Origin of the sequence: Winogradskya humida, from assembly GCF_016862215.1 — a bacterium.
In the GTDB taxonomy this organism is placed as follows: Bacteria; Actinomycetota; Actinomycetes; order Mycobacteriales; family Micromonosporaceae; genus Actinoplanes; species Actinoplanes humidus.
The window spans coordinates 111,436-126,031 of record NZ_BOMN01000010.1; the positions used below are offsets into that span (position 1 = coordinate 111,436).

12 protein-coding genes are annotated in these 14,596 nt (G+C 70.9%); 4 read left to right on the forward strand and 8 right to left on the reverse strand.

Translation table 11 applies throughout. The features are described from left to right. Positions 1 to 86: 86 nt before the first annotated feature. The gene (locus tag Ahu01nite_RS03125) at positions 87 to 1,778 is read left to right on the forward strand and encodes a sensor histidine kinase (RefSeq protein ID WP_203834821.1); all 1,692 of its coding nucleotides are present in this window, start codon (positions 87 to 89) and stop codon (positions 1,776 to 1,778) included. Positions 1,779 to 1,785: 7 nt separating this feature from the next. Further along, a complete protein-coding gene (locus Ahu01nite_RS03130) occupies positions 1,786 to 2,454 on the forward strand; it encodes a response regulator transcription factor (RefSeq protein WP_023359837.1) in 669 nt (222 codons plus the stop codon). A 112-nt stretch (positions 2,455 to 2,566) separates the two neighbouring features. On the opposite strand, the gene Ahu01nite_RS03135 is transcribed toward Ahu01nite_RS03130, so the two are convergent. The 8 genes from Ahu01nite_RS03135 to Ahu01nite_RS03170 all read right to left on the reverse strand — a co-directional run bounded on the left by Ahu01nite_RS03135 (position 2,567) and on the right by Ahu01nite_RS03170 (position 10,818). Beyond that, on the reverse strand, positions 2,567 to 3,187 hold the full coding sequence (locus tag Ahu01nite_RS03135; protein WP_203834822.1) for an NADPH-dependent FMN reductase: 621 nt from the start codon (positions 3,185 to 3,187) through the stop codon (positions 2,567 to 2,569). Between the two features lie 227 nt (positions 3,188 to 3,414). Continuing rightward, positions 3,415 to 3,828 (reverse strand): DUF4395 domain-containing protein, encoded by a 414-nt coding sequence (locus Ahu01nite_RS03140; protein ID WP_203834823.1) that lies wholly within the window; start codon positions 3,826 to 3,828, stop codon positions 3,415 to 3,417. A gap of 245 nt (positions 3,829 to 4,073) precedes the next feature. Then, positions 4,074 to 4,409: a TlpA family protein disulfide reductase gene (locus Ahu01nite_RS03145; RefSeq protein ID WP_203834824.1), complete on the reverse strand. Its 336-nt coding sequence runs from the start codon at positions 4,407 to 4,409 to the stop codon at positions 4,074 to 4,076. Between the two features lie 268 nt (positions 4,410 to 4,677). Continuing rightward, positions 4,678 to 6,564 (reverse strand): ABC transporter ATP-binding protein, encoded by a 1,887-nt coding sequence (locus Ahu01nite_RS03150; RefSeq protein WP_203834825.1) that lies wholly within the window; start codon positions 6,562 to 6,564, stop codon positions 4,678 to 4,680. Positions 6,565 to 6,650: 86 nt separating this feature from the next. After that, the gene (locus tag Ahu01nite_RS03155; RefSeq protein ID WP_203834826.1) at positions 6,651 to 7,784 is read right to left on the reverse strand and encodes a glycosyltransferase family 4 protein; all 1,134 of its coding nucleotides are present in this window, start codon (positions 7,782 to 7,784) and stop codon (positions 6,651 to 6,653) included. Next, positions 7,784 to 9,040, reverse strand: coding sequence for a M48 family metalloprotease (locus tag Ahu01nite_RS03160; RefSeq protein ID WP_203834827.1), 1,257 nt, complete (start codon positions 9,038 to 9,040; stop codon positions 7,784 to 7,786). The genes Ahu01nite_RS03155 and Ahu01nite_RS03160 overlap by 1 nt, the downstream gene beginning before the upstream one ends. Positions 9,041 to 9,071: 31 nt before the next feature. After that, positions 9,072 to 9,296 (reverse strand): hypothetical protein, encoded by a 225-nt coding sequence (locus tag Ahu01nite_RS03165; RefSeq protein ID WP_203834828.1) that lies wholly within the window; start codon positions 9,294 to 9,296, stop codon positions 9,072 to 9,074. Between the two features lie 109 nt (positions 9,297 to 9,405). Next, on the reverse strand, positions 9,406 to 10,818 hold the full coding sequence (locus Ahu01nite_RS03170; protein WP_203834829.1) for an NYN domain-containing protein: 1,413 nt from the start codon (positions 10,816 to 10,818) through the stop codon (positions 9,406 to 9,408). A 104-nt stretch (positions 10,819 to 10,922) separates the two neighbouring features. Between Ahu01nite_RS03170 and Ahu01nite_RS03175 the strand changes: the two genes are divergently transcribed. Both Ahu01nite_RS03175 and Ahu01nite_RS03180 read left to right on the forward strand, forming a co-directional pair. Further along, the gene (locus tag Ahu01nite_RS03175; RefSeq protein WP_203834830.1) at positions 10,923 to 12,722 is read left to right on the forward strand and encodes a DEDD exonuclease domain-containing protein; all 1,800 of its coding nucleotides are present in this window, start codon (positions 10,923 to 10,925) and stop codon (positions 12,720 to 12,722) included. Positions 12,723 to 12,804: 82 nt separating this feature from the next. Continuing rightward, complete coding sequence (locus Ahu01nite_RS03180; protein WP_203834831.1) at positions 12,805 to 14,577, forward strand: RelA/SpoT family protein; 1,773 nt, start codon at positions 12,805 to 12,807, stop codon at positions 14,575 to 14,577. Positions 14,578 to 14,596 lie beyond the last annotated feature (19 nt).

Below are 14,596 nucleotides of genomic sequence, written 5' to 3' on the forward strand. Positions count from 1 at the left end.
CAGGCTACCGTGCGGCGGCCCGCCCACCGGCAACCCCCGGCCGCACCGCTGGGCCGGATCGGGGCGCTACGGCTACCATCCGTCACGTGCCCGCCTCAGCCAGCGTTCCTGTGCGCATCCATCCGCTCGTGGTTGCCGCGCGTCTCGTCATGCTCGCTCTCGTGGCGGCGCTCACCCTGATCGCCACGCGGGAGCCGTCCGAGCTGCGGTGGATCGCGTTGCTGCTGGTCGCGGCCCTGCCCTCGTTCTTCGCGCCGGACCACCGGATCGCCGCGCCGCTGGGCCGGCTGGCCGAGGTCGCCGTCACCGGGCTGGCCGCCGGGTCCGTCGCCGCCGCCGCGAACAGCCTCGGCACCGTCGACGCCGGGTTCGGGGCCGAGGCAGTGCTCCCCTACCTGGCTGTTCCCCTGCTCACGGCGGCACTGCGGCGGCGGCCCACCGAGGGTGCCGCGCTGCTGGGCGTCGCGGCGGTCGCGATGGTCATCGGCGGGGTGATCGTCGAGGAGGGCACCGCGGTCATCACCCAGCCGGGTTATCTCGCCGCGGGCGGGCAGTGGCTGGTGCTCGGCGCGATCGTTACATTCGCCGCCGACACGATGCGCCAGCTGATGACGCCGACGGAGGTCACGCCGCAGCCGTACGCGGAAGCGACTCGGCTGTTGACCCAGCTGCGGAGCGTTGCCCGGTCACTGCCCGGTGCGACGCTCGACCCGGGTGGCATCTCCGAGCACCTGCTGGAGGAGTTGCGTACGGTGGCCCCCGCCGAACGGACCGCGGTGCTCTCGGCCAGTGGCGGCGGGCGGCTCGTGGTGCTGGCCCAGTCGGGCGCCGAGCGGGTCGACTGGGAGGTCACGCTCGATAACGACTCCGCGATCGCCGACGCGTGGGCGACGCAGCAGGCGCAGACGGCTTCGCGGTCCCAGGCCCGCACGCCCGTCGGCGGGGACACGTCTTCGCTGGTCGTACCGCTGGTCGCGGGTGTGCGTACGATCGGGCTGGTGATCCTGGAAGCTGACGTCTCCAGCGCGTACCCGTCAGCGGTGATCTCAAGGGTGACCGAGGTGACCGGCCCTGCCGCCCTCCGGCTGGAAGCCGCCCTGCTCTTCGACGAGGTGCGCTCGCTCGCGACCAATGAGGAGCGTCAGCGACTCGCCCGCGAGATCCACGACGGGGTCGCGCAGGAGCTCGTCATGGTCGGCTACGGCATCGACAACGCGCAGGCCACCCTCCCCGAGGGCGCCGAAGAGACCGCCGAGGAGCTGCGCACGCTGCGCGGCGAGGTCACCCGGGTCATCACCGAGCTGCGGCTGAGCCTGTTCGAGCTGCGTTCCGAGGTGGACCGCAACGGCGGGCTGGCGGCGGCGATCGCTGAGTACGCGCGGACCCTCGGCACCTCCGCCGGGCTACGTGTGCACTTCACGTTCGACGAGTCCACCGCCCGGCTGCCCGCGGCGACCGAGGCGGAGCTCCTGCGCATCGCCCAGGAGGCGATCACCAACGCCCGCAAGCACGCCGGCGCGTCCAACCTGTGGGTCACGTGCACCGTCGACCCTCCGTACGCGGAGATCGAGGTCTCGGACGACGGGAAGGGATTCGCCGACGACCGCCCGGACGGACGCTACGGCCTTGCGATCATGGCCGAGAGAGCGGAACGTATCCGGGGCCGTCTGGAGATCCGGCCGCGACACCCCAGCGGGACAACCGTTGCGGTAGTGCTTGGAACCTCCGCCCGGCGCGATAGCGTGCGGGATAGCGTTTCCGCACCAGAAGGGGAGTAACCCGAGCATGTCGACCAGTCCGATGCCGACGACCCGCACCAAGGTGCTTCTCGTCGACGATCACGACCTGATCCGTAAGGGGCTGCGGCACGCGTTCGAGCGGGACCGGCAGTTCGAGGTGGTCGGCGAGGCTGCCACCGCCGCCGAGGCCGTCCGCCAGGCCGGTGCGCTCCAGCCCGACGTGGTCATCATGGACCTGCGCCTGCCCGACGGCAGTGGCCTCGAAGCCACCCGCGCGCTGCGCAAGAACAACGCCAACATGGGCATCGTGGTGCTCACGATGTACGCCGGCGATGACCAGCTGTTCGGTGCTCTCGAGGCCGGGGCCAGCGCATTCGTGCCCAAGACCGCCCCCGCCGACGAGGTCGTGGCGGCCGCCCGGCACGCCGCCTCGGCACCCAGCGCCTTCACCGCGGCCGACCTGGCCGAGGCCATGAAGCGCCGCCTGGCACCCTCGGGCCCCCAGCTCTCCCCGCGCGAGGGCCAGGTCCTGCGCCTGCTCGCCGACGGCATGAGCGTGGCCGGAATCGCCAAGCAACTGTTCGTGTCGGAGTCCACCGCCAAGACCCACATCTCGAAGCTCTACGAGAAGCTGGGCGCCGCCAACCGCGCCCAGGCGCTGATGACGGCGCTGCGTCTCGGCCTCCTCGAGGCTCCCGACGCACCCAAGTTCTGACCGCTCACCCCACCGCCCGCACCGCCCCCATCCCGGGGGACGGATGCGGGCGGTGGCGTTTGTGAAACCCTCCGTCAGCACACAGGACGGACATTTTCGGCGCGTCCCGACTTTAGCTGCCACTTCGCCGGTGCCGGGCCGCGCCGGCCTGAAGCTGAGGCACCATCGGATAAAGACTCGACTGCACCTGCCACGACGGCGTCTCCTCCGGCTTCGGCGCCACCGCCCGCTCAAAAGCGTGCAACATGTCGCGCATCGCCTGATGCAACCTAGGATCGGCGATGAGCCCGTCCGCCCCGACCGCCTCCTTACCCATCGGCAGCCGGATGATCGCCGACCGCAGCACCCGCGCATTCCCATGCCCCAGCACCGTCTCCAACGTCGAGAGTGCACCGTGGTCATCACCCGGGTTCGCCACGGAAACCCAGGCCACGGGCTTGTCCCACAGCTCGGCACCCTCCACGAGCCAGTCCAGCAGATTCTTCAGACTCCCCGGCAGCGAACCCGCAATCTCCGGCGTACTGAACACAATCCCCTGCGCCGTCCCGGCCACATGCCGCAGCAAGGTCACTGCATCATGCTGCTCCCCCGGCGCGTACGCGGGAAGCCCCCGCAGCCCGTCGTAAAGCCCCGCGGTCACAGTCCCGGGCGCGACCATCGCCGCCGTCCGCAGCGCGGCAGTGTGGAGGGAGGCCTCGCGGGTGCTCCCCGAGATCAGCAGGATGCGAGTCATGCCCGCGACTTTAAAGCTCAGCGCCCGCCATCCCGTGGAACCCGCACCCCGCTTCTTTAATCCCCAGCCCACACGGCGAGGCGAGGCGGGCAAGCGGGGTCAGGCGGCGCGGGTGGCAAGACGGGCGGGCGAGGTCAGGCCGCGCAGGTGGTAGGGCGGGCGAGGTCAGGCAGCGCGGGCGGTGAGGCGGACGAGGTCAAGCGGCGCAGGTGGTGAGGCGGACGAGGTCAGGCGGCGCGGGTGGTGAGGCGGCGGAAGGCCAGGTAGGCCTCGCAGCCGAGGCAGAGGCCGAACGCCGCGTTGAGGAACGCTGCGAGCAAGCCGAACGCCGCGAAGATCAGGCCCAGCGTCGTCGCGCCGGACAGGTAGCCGATGGATGCGACCGCGAGGAAGACGAAGCCGACCACCTGCGCGAACCGGACCGGCGCCGCGTCCTCGCGCTCCGTCGTCGGGCCGAGGCGCGGCGCGACCAGGTAGCGGTAGATCAGCGCGTAGGGCCCGCTGCGCGGGTAGGCGGCTGTGATCGCGAAAACGAGGGTCTGGGCGAGCGCGAGCCAGCCCGAGCCGGTCGCCAGGACGACGATGAGGACGACGGTGGTCAGTGCCGCGGCGAACCGTGGGCCGCGGGGGTCGAGCTGCATCTCAGGACTCTCGCATAACCCGGCGGCCCTGGTGCGGTGAGTCGCATCACCACGGTCGGGGTGAAGAATCCCCAGCTCAGACGGCCCAGGCTCCCCGCACGGGGCCATCGTCCGGAGCGGAGAGTTGCGCCATCATGCCGGTCGCCTCCTAGGAACACGATCGGCACTGGCATTGTGGCGGCAGGCTATCTAGCAACGCTAGAAATGACCATACTGTCGCCAGGTGACCTGCGGAAGGGTGACGTTCAGCGGGGCGGCAGCACGTTTCCGAGGGCGGCGATCAGCTGCGGTTTTGAGGGCACACCCGTGGCGCGTTTCGTAACCCGTCCTTCGCCGTCGAGCACCAGCAGCGTCGGAGTGCGCCAGATGCCGAGTGCCCGCACGGCTTCCAGATGACTCTCGGCGTCGACCTCGACGTGGCGCACGCCCGGCAGCAACTCTGCGACCTCAGCGCTCACCCGCCGCACAGCCCGGCACGGCGAACAGAACGCCGTCGAGAACTGCAGCAGCGTCGCATCGGCCGGCCCCACCCCGAGCGCGGCCAGCAACCCGGCGTCGATCCGCTCGCCGTCCCCACCCATCGAACCCCCATCGCCAGCCCCACCCGAAGCGGCCCCACCCGAACCAGACCCAACCGAACCAGACCCAGCCGAACCAGACCCAGCCGAACCAGACCCAGCCGAGTCGGAGCGCAGCCGGCCGTCGTTGTGGCGGCGCCACAGCCCGGCGGCAACGCCGAGGAGCAGCACCGCCACCACCACGATCAGCCCGGTCACATCCACCCGCCAACAATCCCACGCCCTGCCCCTCACCGCCCTGTGAGCTGCACCGCGCCCCACAGGTACAGGTTCAGGCGGACTGATAAGCCTCGGCCTGCAACGAGAACATCTGCGCGTACGTGCCCCCGGCAGCCATCAGCTCAGCATGGTCACCCTGCTCGATCACCGAGCCATGGTCGAGCACGTAGATCCGGTCAGCCTCCCGCACACTGGCCATCCGATGCGTGATCAGCACAACCGTCCGCCCCGCGGCCAACTCCCGCAGCTTGGTGTAGACATCATGCTCAGCCCGCGCATCGAGATTCGCCGTAGGTTCGTCGCAGATGAGCAGCGGGGCGTCGCGATAGAAAGCCCGGCTGACCGCAAGCCGCTGCCACTGCCCACCCGACAGGTCAGCGCCGTCGGTGAAGTGCCGCGACAGCAGCGTTTCGTACTGCCGGGGCAACTCCATGACGAAGTCGTGCGCGTCACCAGCCTGCGCGGCGCGGACGACTTCGGGCATTCGGGCGCGGCGTTCGTACCGTCCGATGGAGATGGTGGCTCGGGCCGGGAGGGGCCATCGGGTTGGTTCCTGCATGACGACGGCGACGCGGCGGCGGATTGATTCCGGGTCGATGGTGGCGAGGTCGCGGCCGTCCCAGCGGACCAGGCCGGACTGCGGGCGGTAGAGGCCTGCGAGCACGCTGGCCAGCGTCGATTTGCCCGATCCGTTCTCGCCGACGAGGGCGACGATCTCGCCTCGGCGCAGTTTCATGGTGATGTCACGGACGGCGGGGCGTTCGGCGTCGGGGTAGCTGAACGTGACGTTGTCGAGGCGGATCTCGGTGAAGCTCTCCGGGGCGTCGCGGCCGGTGACCGGTTCGGTGCGGGCCAGTGACAGGTCGCAGAAGCCCTGGAAGTCCGAGAAGTACAGGCCCTGCTCGAAGACCCGGTTGGCGCTGTAGGCGAGTTCGGTCAGCTTGCCGATGCCCATGCCGATCGCGTACGCGGCCGCACCGCCCGCCGCCAGCTCCATCCGCCCGGTCCAGAGCAGCCAGAGCAGCAGCAGGTACGTGAGCCCGGTGACGATGCCGCTGAGCGTGTTCCCGATCAGCGCGGTCCGGACCTGCCGCGTCGACAGCAGAACCTCCTCCCGCGTGGCCGCCGCGAGCAGCCGTTCGATCTCCGCGAGCAGATATTTGCGTACGGTGAACGCCCGAACCTCCGCCGCCGGTTCGCGAGCGGCGAGCAGTTCCGCGAGCATCCGCTGCCGCCGCCACACCGCGATGTACCGCAGCCGCTGGCGGTAGCCGAGCCGCGCCGAGCGCACCGCCGACCAGGCGATCGGCACGACGGCGAGCACCAGCAACGGCAGCAGCAGCGGGTGCAGGACGGCGAGCACACCCGCGGCGGCGACCAGCCCGATCAGGTTGGTGCCGAACTCGATGGCCCGGTCGACGAGGTTCTGGGCGGCGAATATCCCCCGGTCCCGGGCGCGTTCCATGGCGTCGCGCCAGCTCGGGTCGTCGAACGTGGCCAGGTCGACGCCGGTGGTCAGGTCGAGCAACCGCATCTCCGCGGCCTGGTAGACCTGCGGCGACAGCCTTCCGTTCGCCGCTGCGGCCGCGGAGGTCAGCGCTCCGCGTACGACCATCGCGCCCACAAGCAGCAACAGCGACGGAATCGCAGCCCGGACCCTGTCCGGTGTCGGCACCTCGCGCAGCAGCCCGTCGAAGACGCCGACGACGCTGATCAGCCCGACGGCGCTGGCGACACCGCCGAGCAGGTGCAGGACGACCACCGACAGCGTGGTTCCGGGGCTCGCCTGCCAGGCCAGCGCCCAGGCCGAACTGAGCAGGCGCGGCAGCCGCCGGAACATCCGCAGGAAACTGGTGTTGGCGGCCTCTTCGGTGCTGGTGAGCCAGTAGGGAAGAGCCAGTTCGTCTTCCGCGTCGTCCTGCTCAAGGGCGTCTTCCATCACGGCTCCCGTCCCATGGGGGTCTGAGCCGTTCCTACCTCTGACTACGAAGCGTGTCTATACATATTCCGGGAGTGATGACGATTTCAGGCCGATGTGGCACGAAGCAGGTCAGTCAGCCGCGCGGCCTTGGTCTCCCAGCGCCACTCCTTCTCGACCCATGCCCGCCCCGCGGCGCCCATCTGCCTGGCACGCCCGGGATCGCCGAGCAGCCCCGCGACCCGGTCGGCGATCGCCGGCACGTCACGCCCGCCGACGACGTAGCCGGTTTCTCCCTCGAGGACGGCGTCGGGCGCTCCCCCGGAATCCCCGGCGACGACAGGCAGGCCGATCGCCGACGCCTCCAGGTAGACGATGCCGAGGCCCTCGACGTCGAGGCCGGCGCTGCGGGTGCGGCACGGCATCGCGTACACGTCGCCCGCGGCGTAATGGGCGGGGAGGTCCGCCCAGGGCACTGTCCCGGTGAAGACCACATCGGATTCGACACCCTGGTCGCGGGCCAGGGCCGTGAGCTTCTTGCGGTACGGCCCCCCGCCCACCACCAGCAACGCCGCACCGGGAACCCGTCGCCGGATCTCGGGCAGCGCCCGGATCAGCATGTCCTGTCCCTTGCGCGGAACCAGCCGCGAGACGCACACGACAACCGGGCGGTCGCTCAGCCCGTGCCGCGCGCGGACCTCGGCGCCGTCCACGCCGGGGTGGTAGACGTCCACGTCGACGCCGGGCGTGAGGCGTTCGAGCTCGGTGCGGCCGTGCAGCGCGCGCTCCAGGCGTACCCGCTGAAATTCGGTTAAAAAGGTGACCACGTCATTGCCGGTGGCGATCCGCTGAAGCAGTTGCCGCGCGCCCGGAAGGGCGGCCCAGCCGATCTCGTGACCATGGGTGAGCGAGACGGCCCGCTCGATGCCGGCGCGTTTGCGCAACCCGTCGGCGAGCAACCCGAGCGGCGCGGCGGCCCCGAACCACACGCTGTCGCAGTCGTGGGCCCGGGCGATCTCCGCGGCCCGCTTGGCGACCGCCGGGGTGGGCAGCAGCACGCCGGTACTCTCGCGGATCACCTCGAACGGCTGCTCCGCGTCGAACTGCCCGGACCCGCGCCAGGTCGAGGCGTAGACGACCATGGACCCGTGCGGCTGGCGTACGGCCAGATTGTGCACGAACTGCTGAATCCCCCCGGGCCGCGGCGGGAAGTCGTTGGTGACCAGCAACGTCCGGCCCATCAGCGCTCTCCCCTGGCATAGGCGCGCGCGGCGGCGATGCGCTCCACGGTGGACGGGTGCGAGGCGGACATCACGTACTCCCAGGCCGGCGGGTCGGGGTCGGAGAGGTTGACCGTGCCGAGCCGGCGCTGCATCGCCTCGAACGTCGCCGGGTCGCCGGTCAGCTCCAGGGCGTGCGCGTCGGCGCGGGACTCGATGCGGCGCGACACCATGGCCTGCACCGGGCCCCCGGCCAGCCCGGCGATCGTGACCAGGGCGATCAGCAGCGCGATGGCCCGCGGATCCCCCATCGAATCGGTGCCGGCCCACCGCAGCAGCCACCCCAGCGAGCCGAGCAGGTAGAGCGCGATCACCGCGGCGGCGGCCCCCAGCGCTCCGATGATCGTTCCGGTGAGCACGTCGCCTCGCTTGGCGTGCCCCAGCTCGTGGGCGGCCACGGAGACCACCTCGTCGGGTGTGGCCTCGGTCAGCATCGTGTCGTAGACCACGATCCGCCGGGTCGGCCCGAACCCCGAGACGTAGGCATTGACCGCCCGGGTCCGCCGCGAGGCGTCGGCAACCAGAACATCCTTGACCGGCACGCCGTCCCGCGCGGCCAACTGCATCAATTCGGTCCGGAGCGGCCCGTCCGCCATCGGCGTGAACTTGTTGAAGATCGGCTCGACGACCACGGGCAGCACGAACGACAGCAGCACGACCACGAGTGCCGCCCCCGCGGCCCCGAACGCCCACCACCATCGTGGCGCCGCCCTCGTCACCGCGAAGAAGCCGAGCAGAGCCAGACCACCGATCACGGCACCCACGGCGTACGACTTCACGAGATCGACAGCCCAGGCCCCCCACGACTGCGTGGAGATGCCGTACTCCACCACCACCCGGTGCCGCCAGGCCGCGAGCGGCAGCGTGACCACCTCGACCACCAGCACGACGATCAGCCCGCCGAGCACGGCCTGCGCGATCCAGTGCCCGCCGAACGGCCGCCCGGCCAGCGTCACGAGCCGCGCCCCGAGCGGTGTCAGCCCGAGCAGGAGCGCCCCGACGAGACCGATCGCCATGGAGCCGTACCCCGCGGGCCGCAGTGCCCCGTGGAACGCCCGCGCACGCGCCAACTGGCCGGCCGGAAACTCCTTGAGCGCGGCGACCTGATCGGCGCGTGGCGCCGGCGGCCGGTGCCAGGGCACCACGACAGCGGCGTACACGACCAGCCCGACCACCAGCACCGCGAGCGTGCCCGCAGCCCACATCCGAGGCGTCACCGGCCCCATCCTAGGGTGGCCCCCTTTCTGATCACGCCACGTGGCCGCGCGGCTGACGGTAGAGGGGCACCGAGACCGGCGGCTCCGGGGTCTCGAGAAGCTCCACGTCGAAGCCGGCCATCTCGAACATCTCGATGGCGCGCAGCTCGCCCGGGGTCAGGTCGCCGATCTCCTCGGGGGTCTCGGCGAGCGTCTTGATCAGGCATCCCTCACATCCGCGCCCCCGTCCGGGGCAGCGGCCGCAGTCGATGAGCATCGCTTCCTCCTCGTGCGGGAGGTGGGCCGGGCCGGGATCCGGGGGAAGTGCGTGTCGCGGAACGGCCACCATCCGTGACAGTCACGCTAAGCAGGGGGTGTGACAAAAATCAGCCGCGGGCGAGCCGGCGCAGCAGTGAATCCGCTCCCATCGGGTACGCACCGTGCCGCCGAACCCCGTCGGCGACCTCCCGATCCGACGAGATGACCACCAGCGGACGCCCGCTCGGCTCGGCCCTGACCAGCTGACGGATCAGCTCGTCGGCGGTGTCGCCCTTGTGCGAGAAGAGCACCCGCACGCCACGTGGAGCCGGCGGCAGCCCGTGGACCCGCTCGGCGCCGTCGAAGACCACCGTGACCTCGTCGCCGGTCTGGGCAGCGATGCCGCCGAGCCCCGTGACCAGGCGTTTGCGCTGCTGCTCGAGTGACATCTCGGCGAAGCCGCGCTTCGTGACGTTGTAGCCGTCCACGATCAGGTGGGCGCGGGGCAGCGCGAGCAGCTGGTCGAGGCGGCCCGGATCATCGGTGTCCTGCGCGCGGGGGCGGGAGCGTTCGAGCGCGCCCGGCCGGTCGGCGGAGACGTCGGCCACAAAATCGGCGGGCAGCTTGTCGGTGGGGCCGATGGACAGTTCGCGGCGCAGACCGTTCGCCGCCTGCCCGATGGTTTCCAGCAGGAGCCAGAGCCGGGCATCGCCCGCGGCCCGGGCATCCTTGGCGCTCTGCTTGCCGGTCGCGGCGAGGGCCTCGGCTTCGGCGAGGCGGGTGCGCAGGCGGCGTACCTCAGCGTCGTGGTCTGCTGCGACCTTGGCCGTGCGGCCCTTCTCGGTGGCCAGCAGGTCACTGGCCCGCTTGCCCGCGGCCTGTGCCTCACGCAGGGCCCGGGAGCTGGAGCGGGCTTCCTCGCGCAACTGACCGAGCTCCTCGCGGACCCGGGCGAGCTCGTCGCGGAGCTTGTCCGCCTCGACCTTCGCGACCGCGCGGTCGTGCTCGGCGCGGGCGGCGCGCTGCTCTGCCTCGTGGACGAGGTTGGCGATGGCGGCACTGTCGGCCTCGGCGCGCACGGACTCGCCGGCGGCCTCGATCAGCTCGCGCCAGCCGTCGGGCCGGGCCAGGTAGGCGAGCGCGGCGACCTCGACCGGGTCGGCGGCGGCCGGGGCCATCCCACCGGCGACGGCCGCGCCCAGGTCACCGGCCTCGGTGACGACGCGGGCGCCGATCCGCTGGCGGAAGAGCGGGTCGGCGGCGAGCTGCGCCGCGAGGGCCTGACCGCCGAGCTTGGCGCGCCGGTTGGGCGCGAACCGGGCGACCCGCCGCAGCGGGAAGGGGATCTCCTCGTTGGGCAGCCCGGGCAGCGCGGCGGCCGTCAAAGTGGTGATCCGCTGCCGCACCTGCTCCGGCAGCGAAGGCTCAAGATCATCCAAGGAGGGGACGTTAAGCGATAATTCGGGCGAATCAGCCACGTCCGCAACCACCGGCGCTGTCTCCTCGGCAGGCCGGTCGTCGTACTCGTGCGGCGCGGACATCTTTTTATTCTCCCACCGTGTGCAGCCTAAAAGCTTGCGGTAGCAAGTGATGTTTTCAGTCCCCGCCCACGGGAATGTCGTACCCCCGCTCTAATCTGCCCGCCGTGGCACAACCGGCATATGTGCAGGGCACTCTGGACACCCTCCTGAGCGCGGACGGCACCGTGGATCCCGCGGCGCTGTCCCTGCGCGACACGACTTTTGTGGTCCTCGACCTGGAGACCACCGGCGGGGCTCCGGACGGCGGCGGGATCACCGAGATCGGCGCGGTCAAGGTCCGCGCCGGGGAGCGGCTGGGCGAGTTCGGCACCCTGGTCAACCCGGGTGAGCGGCTGCCGCCGTTCATCACCGTGCTGACCGGCATCACCGAGGCGATGCTGGCGCCTGCGCCGCCGATCGAGCAGGTGCTGCCCACGCTGCTCGAGTTCCTGCGCGGCGCGGTGCTGGTCGCCCACAACGCGCCCTACGACGTGGGCTTCCTCAAGGCCGCGTGCGCCCGGCACGGCTACGCGTGGCCGCAGTTGCGGGTGGTGGACACCGCCGCGCTGGCCCGGCGTGCGCTGACCCGCGACGAGGTGCCCAACCGCAAGCTGGGCACGCTCGCCCAGTTCTTCGGCGCCACGGTCCAGCCGACGCACCGGGCGCTCGACGACGCGAAGGCGACCGTCGACGTGCTGCACGGGCTGATCGAACGGCTGGGCAGCTTCAAGGTCTACTCGCTGGGCGACGCGATCGAGTTCGGCAAGGCGGTCACCCCGGCCCAGCGGCGCAAACGGCACCTGGCCGACGACCTGCCGCACGCCCCGGGCGTCTACGTGTTCCGGGCCGCCGACGACCGCCCGCTCTACGTGGGCACGTCGGTCGACATCGCGAAACGGGTGCGCAGCTACTTCACGGCGAGCGAGAAACGCGCCCGGATGTCCGAGATGATCAACGCCGCGACCCGGGTGGAGGCCGTCGAGTGCGCGCATTCGCTCGAGGCCGAGGTGCGGGAGCTGCGGTTGATCGCGGCGCACGCCCCGCCGTACAACCGCAGGTCGAAGTATCCGGAACGGGTCGTCTGGCTGAAGCTGACCGCCGAGGCCTACCCGAGGCTCTCGGTCGTCCGGCAGCTCGCCGAGGACGACGCGGCCTACCTGGGCCCGTTCTCCTCGCGCCGGACCGCCGAGCTGGCCGCCGCCGCGGTCTACGACGCCGTCCCGCTGCGCCAGTGCACGCACAAGCTGTCGATCAAGACCAAGACGCCGGCCTGCGCGCTGGCCGAGCTGGGGAAATGCCCGGCGCCCTGCGAGCACCACATCACCCCTGATCAGTACGCCGTGAGCGCCGCAGACCCCTTCCGCACCGCCACGTACGGTGACCCGGAGCCCCTCGTCGAGGCCCTGCTGACCCGGATCGAGTCGCTCTCGCAGCGCCAGCGTTACGAGGAGGCCGCCGTTGTCCGGTCCCGCCTCGTGGCGCTGCTGCGCGCCATCGTCCGCATGCAGAAACTGCGTGCTGTGACGAGCATCGCCGAGCTAGTCGCCGCGCGCCGCAACGACGAGTACGGCTGGGAGATCATCGTCGTCCGCCATGGCCGGTTGGCGGCCGCCGCGACCTCGCCGCCGCGCCTGCATCCCCGCCCGACCCTCGACCTGGCGATGGCGACCGCCGAGACGGTCCTACCCGGACCGGGACCGGTTCCGGCCGCGACGGCGGAGGAGACCGAGCGGATTCTGGCGTGGCTGGACCGGCCCGACACCCGGCTGGTGGAAACTTCCGGCGACTGGGTGTCACCGGCGCGTGGCGCTGCGCGGTTCACTACCCTCCTCACCAGGGCCGAAGCGGCCGGGTCCCGTCGAGAGTCACCCGTTCGCTCATCGGTAACTGACCGTTCGGATGACGCTCGCTCGCTTAGGCTGTAAGGCACGCCGCGAATCCGGAATGGAAGAAGTTCGGGTGCGGCGGGTTACTGTGGTCTTTGCCGATCGGTGAGGGGGTGTCCGAGTGGATGTCGACGCCGGCCACGGCGCCGCATTGGGGCGTGCCCTGCCCATGCCGCTGGCTAAGCGGTTGCGATCCCTCCTGAGCTTTCAGGGCAACGACGACGACCCCGTCACCACTCTGACCCGGACCCATCGGGCAATTCACCCCTCGGCCGACGCCGGCGTCCTGCGCCGCAGCTACGCGGTCGCGGAAAACATGCACCGCGGCCAGTTCCGCAAGAGTGGCGACCCGTACATCAGCCATCCGCTCGCGGTCGCGCAGATTTGCGCCGAGCTGGGCATGGACACGACGACCCTGGTGGCGGCGCTGCTGCACGACACGGTCGAGGACACCAGCTACACGTTGGAGACGCTCAACGGCGACTTCGGCCCCGAGGTGACCCACCTGGTCGACGGCGTGACCAAGTTCGACAAGGCGTTCTACGGCAAGGTCGCCGAGGCCGAGACCATCCGCAAGATGATCGTCGCGGCCGGCAAGGACGTCCGGGTCCTCGTGATCAAGCTCGCCGACCGGCTGCACAACATGCGGACCCTCGGCGCCCGCTCCCCCGCCTCCCGCGCCCGCATCGCCACGGCCACGCTCGACGTGCTCGTCCCGCTCTGCGACCGGCTCGGCATCCAGGCCCTCAAGCGCGACCTCGACGACGTGGTGCTCTACCACCTCGAGCCGGACTCCTTCGCCCGCATCGAGGAGCACGTCAAGAACCGCCCCGGCTGGAACGAATACCTCAACGAGGTCGTCGGCAAGGCCCGCGGAGCGCTGCGCCGCACGAAGGTCTACGGCGACGTGCAGCCCCGGCCCCGGCACTACTACTCCATCTGGAAAGACACCGTCGCCGGCGGCCATCAGGTCCCGTTCGACCTGCCCCGGATCGTCGTCGTGGTCGACGGGCCCGAGACCGACTGTTACGCCGCGCTCGGCGCGATCCACGGCCAGTGGCGCCCGGTGGCCGGCCGCTTCAAGGACTTCATCGCCTCCCCCAAGAACAACCTCTACCGCTCCCTGCACACGACGGTCACCGGCCCGGAAGGCCGCCTGGTCGAGGTGCTCATCCGGACGGTCTCCATGCACCGGTGCGCCGAGTTCGGCGTCGCGACCGGTTACCGCTACCCCAAGTCCGAGGCGGAATCCCCCGGCCAGGACCAGCTGACCTGGCTCAAGCGGGTGCTCGACTGGCAGGAGGACGCCACCGACGCCGGCCAGTTCCTCGCCTCGCTGCGCTGCGACCTCGCCGAGGCCCAGATCACCGTCTTCGCCAAGGGCCAGACGTTCGAGCTCCCCGCCGCGTCCACCCCGGTCGACCTCGCGTACGAGCTGAACCCCGGCAAGGGCGACCAGACGCTCGCCGCGACCATCAACGGCCGGCTGGCCCCCCTCGGTTCCGAGCTCCGCGACGGCGACGTCGTCGAGATCTTCACCGAGAGCGACGGCCCGATCGACCCGGAAGAATCCACCGCCCCGCGCGGCCCCCGCAAGGAATGGCTCGGCTTCGTCAAGTCGACCCAGGCCCAGATGCAGATCAACCGCTACTTCGCCGAGGACAACGCGCCCGGCATCAGCATCCAGGACAAGGTACGCCTCGGGCGCGCGACCATCGGCCTCACGTTGCGCAAGCACGACCGCGGCCTGGCCAGCGAGGTGCCCCTGCGCCGCCTCGCCGAGGAGCTCGGCTACCCCGACCTCGAAACCATGCTCGTGGCGGTCACCGAGCGCAACCTCGAGCCCGACCAGGTCGTCGAACAGCTCATCGCCCTCGTCGACCACCCGGACTGAGCCCCCGATAGCCTTGAGG